The 3,154-nt window shown below is 77.6% G+C and carries 4 protein-coding genes; all 4 read right to left on the bottom strand.

The window, feature by feature from the left end:
- The coding region (locus CRM73_RS18625; protein WP_370658575.1) for a transcription antitermination factor NusB at positions 1 to 925 on the bottom strand (925 nt) is incomplete at its 3' end.
- Complete coding sequence (fmt, locus tag CRM73_RS18620) at positions 922 to 1,845, bottom strand: methionyl-tRNA formyltransferase (protein ID WP_035924016.1); 924 nt, start codon at positions 1,843 to 1,845, stop codon at positions 922 to 924. The genes CRM73_RS18625 and fmt, both read right to left, overlap by 4 nt.
- 36 nt (positions 1,846 to 1,881) lie before the next feature.
- Positions 1,882 to 2,454 (bottom strand): peptide deformylase, encoded by a 573-nt coding sequence (def, locus tag CRM73_RS18615; RefSeq protein WP_035924017.1) that lies wholly within the window; start codon positions 2,452 to 2,454, stop codon positions 1,882 to 1,884.
- Positions 2,455 to 2,528: 74 nt separating this feature from the next.
- Positions 2,529 to 3,154: cytochrome (locus CRM73_RS18610; protein WP_229588724.1), on the bottom strand; the 626-nt coding region annotated here is incomplete at its 5' end.

Genomic DNA, 3,154 nt, shown 5'->3' with positions numbered 1-3,154 from the left:
CGTCCTGGCCGGCGGCGAGCAGGGCGCGGGCGACGAGCTGGGACCCGGCGTCCTGGACGCGGACCCCGCCCTCCCGGACGGAGGCGAGCCGGTGCAGGTCGCCGCCGCTGCTCAGCGCCGAACCCGGGACGAGCGTCCCCTGCTCCGCGCCGGCGGCGAGGGCCTCGTCGAGGTCACCGAGACCGGGCAGGGCCACGAGGTTGACCACGGGGGCGGCGTTGTCCGCCTCGAGCAGCGCCTCGAGCTCGGCGGCGTCCCGCCCGTGGGCGGTGAGCGCCTGGCGCAGGGCCCGGACCACCCACGCCGGGTGGGCGTGGGCCAGGCCCAGGCGGGCGGTCTCGTCGACGGCCTCGGCGGTCAGCTCCGCGATCCACGCGGGCAGGTCCCGGGCCGCGACCTTGCGCAGCACCGCGTTGACGAGCCCGCCGGGGCCCGCGCCGATGACGGCCCGGACGAGGCCCACCGTCTGGTCGAGGGCCGCGTGGTCGGGCACCCGCATCGCGAGCAGCTGGTGGGTGCCCAGGCGCAGGGCGTCCAGCACCGCCCCGTCGAGCTCGCCCAGGGGCCGGTCGACGCACCGGGCCAGCACGGCGTCCCAGGTGCCCTGCCAGCGCAGCGCCCCGTAGGCCAGCTCCGTGGCGAAGCCCGCGTCCCGCCGGTCCAGGCGGTGGGCCCGGACCAGCTTGGGGAGCACGAGGTTGCCGTAGGCGCCCTCCTCGGACACCGCGCGCAGGGTCTCGAACGCCGCCAGCCGGGCCGGATCGGCCCGCCGCGTGCGCCCCGCGGGCGCCGACGAGGAGAAGGCGCGGTCGGACTGCGCCCGCCGGTTGCGCTCGTGGCCCCTCGCGCTGCGCCGCGGGCCTCCCGGTCGCCGGTCGCGGTCGCCCCGCCGGTCTCCGCCCTGCCTGTCCTCGTGCCCGCTCACTGGAACACCACTTCCTCTTCCGTGCTGCGGCCCCGCGCCCAGGCGGTGGCCTCCATGGTCTTCTTCCCCGCCGGCTGCACCCGGGTGAGCTGGACGGCGTACGAGCCCGTGCCCACGAGCACGGCGTCCCCGCGCAGGACGCACCGGCCCGGGGCGAGATCCCGGACGTCGGGCCGGGGCAGCACGAGGTCGAGCTTGAGCCGGCGCTCGTCGAGCCGGGTCCACGCCCCGGGCTCGGGGGTCGCCCCGCGCACCCGGTGGGCCACGGCCACGGCGGGGTCCGACCAGCGGACCCGCCCGTCCTCGGCGGTGAGCTTCGGGGCGTGGGTCACGTCGCCCTGCTGCGGGGCCGGGCGCGCGGAGCCGTCGACCACGGCGCGCAGGGAGTCCGCCAGCAGCGGCGCCGCGGTGCGGGACAGGCGCTCCAGGACCGTCCCGGCCGTGTCGTCGGGACGGACCTCGTCGGTCATCGTGCCGAGGACGGGCCCGGTGTCCAGGCCGGCCTCCAGCAGGAAGGTGCTGGCCCCGACCACCGTGTCCCCGGCCATCAGGGCCCGCTGGACGGGGGCGGCGCCGCGCCACTGCGGCAGCAGGGAGAAGTGCAGGTTGATCCAGCCGTGCGGCACGGCGTCCAGGGCCGCCTGCGGGACCAGGGCCCCGTAGGCGACGACGGCGGCGACGTCCGCGCCCAGGTCCCGGATCCGCTCGGCCAGCTCGGCGTCCACCCGGTTGGCCTTGAGCACGGGCAGGCCCCGCCGCCCGGCCTCCTCGGCCACGGGCGAGGGGGTGAGCACCTTCTTGCGCCCCACGGGGGCGTCGGTGCGGGTGAGGACGGCCACGATCTCGACGTCGGGCCGCTCGGCCAGGTGGACCAGGGGCGGCACGGCGACGGACGGCGTGCCGGCGTAGAGGATCTTCACGGCTCTCCTGACGGGTGGGGACGGGGGGGGCGGGATTCAGGCCGGGCCGGCGCCGAAGGAGCCGGCGCCGAAGGAGGTGCCCACGTGCGCGGCGCGCTGCCCGGCCACGCCGCGCACCACGCCGTCGTAGCCGGCGGCGCGGATGGCCCGCATCGCGTCCCGCTTCTCGGCGCCGGTCAGCCGGTCGACGTAGAGCCGCCCGTCCAGGTGGTCGGTCTCGTGCTGCAGGCAGCGCGCCAGCAGGCCCGTGCCCTCAACGGTCACGGGGGCGCCGTGCTGGTCCAGGCCGGTGACCCGGGCCCAGTTCCGGCGCGGGGTGTCGTAGGCCAGTCCCGGGACGGAGAGGCAGCCCTCGCCGCCCTCCTGGGGCTCCTCGCCCACCTCCAGGACCGGGTTGACCACGTGCCCCGCGCCGCCCTCGACCGCCCACGTGAACAGCCGCACGCTGACGCCCACCTGGGGCGCGGCGAGGCCGACGCCGCCGACGTCCAGCATCGTCTCGTGCATGTCGGCGACGAGCCGGCGCAGGGCGTCGTCGAAGGCCGTGACCTCCTCCGCGCGGGTGCGCAGGACGGGATCACCGATGGTGCGGATGGGCAGGACGGACATGGCGGGACCTCGCTCTCGACCCGGCAAGTCTACGGGCCGCCCGTCCCCCCGCGGGCACGCGGGGCGCTCCCGGCCTACGCCTGCTCGCGCAGCGGCGGGGGCGGCACGGGGCGCAGGGCGGGGCCGGCCGCGGCGAGGGCCGTCTCCTGGGTCCACAGCCGGTGCAGGGCGCAGAACTTGTACCAGTGCTGCTCGAGCACCGCCGGGACGGCCTGCACGGGCACGACCTCCGTCTCGCCGACCGCCACGCCCAGCAGCAGGTCCGCGCTGCCGTACGCCCACGGCTCCCAGGTGCCGGCGTCCGCGTCCACGAGGGACTCCTCCGCCTTGAGCCCGGCCACGAGCTGGGTCACGACCTTGGGGTCCAGGGACTTCACGCGCCCGTCCCGGTCCGTGCCCTTCGTCTTGTAGTCGATCAGGCACACCTTGCCCGCGATCCGGGCCACGAGGTCGAGGGTCCCCGCGTAGCCCACGGTGGAGTTCCACACCGTGACCTCCACCGCCAGCGGCTCCGGGGCGTAGAGGTCCCACCACTCGTCGAAGCGCGAGGCGAAGCGCTCCTCGCCGTGCTCGGCCAGCGCGGCCCGCGCCTCCGCGGCCCGGTGGGGCCGGCCGAGGGCCCGCAGGGCGATCTGCTCGGCGTAGGTGTGCACGCGGTCCCCGCGCGCGGCGGCCTCGTCGCGGTGCCGCTCGGCGGCCT

The sequence above is a fragment of the Kocuria sp. CCUG 69068 genome (assembly GCF_020833785.1).
Classification (GTDB): Bacteria; Actinomycetota; Actinomycetes; order Actinomycetales; family Micrococcaceae; genus Kocuria; species Kocuria rosea.
Note: the sequence above shows the minus strand (reverse complement) of the source record. Positions and strands in the feature narration are given on the sequence as shown.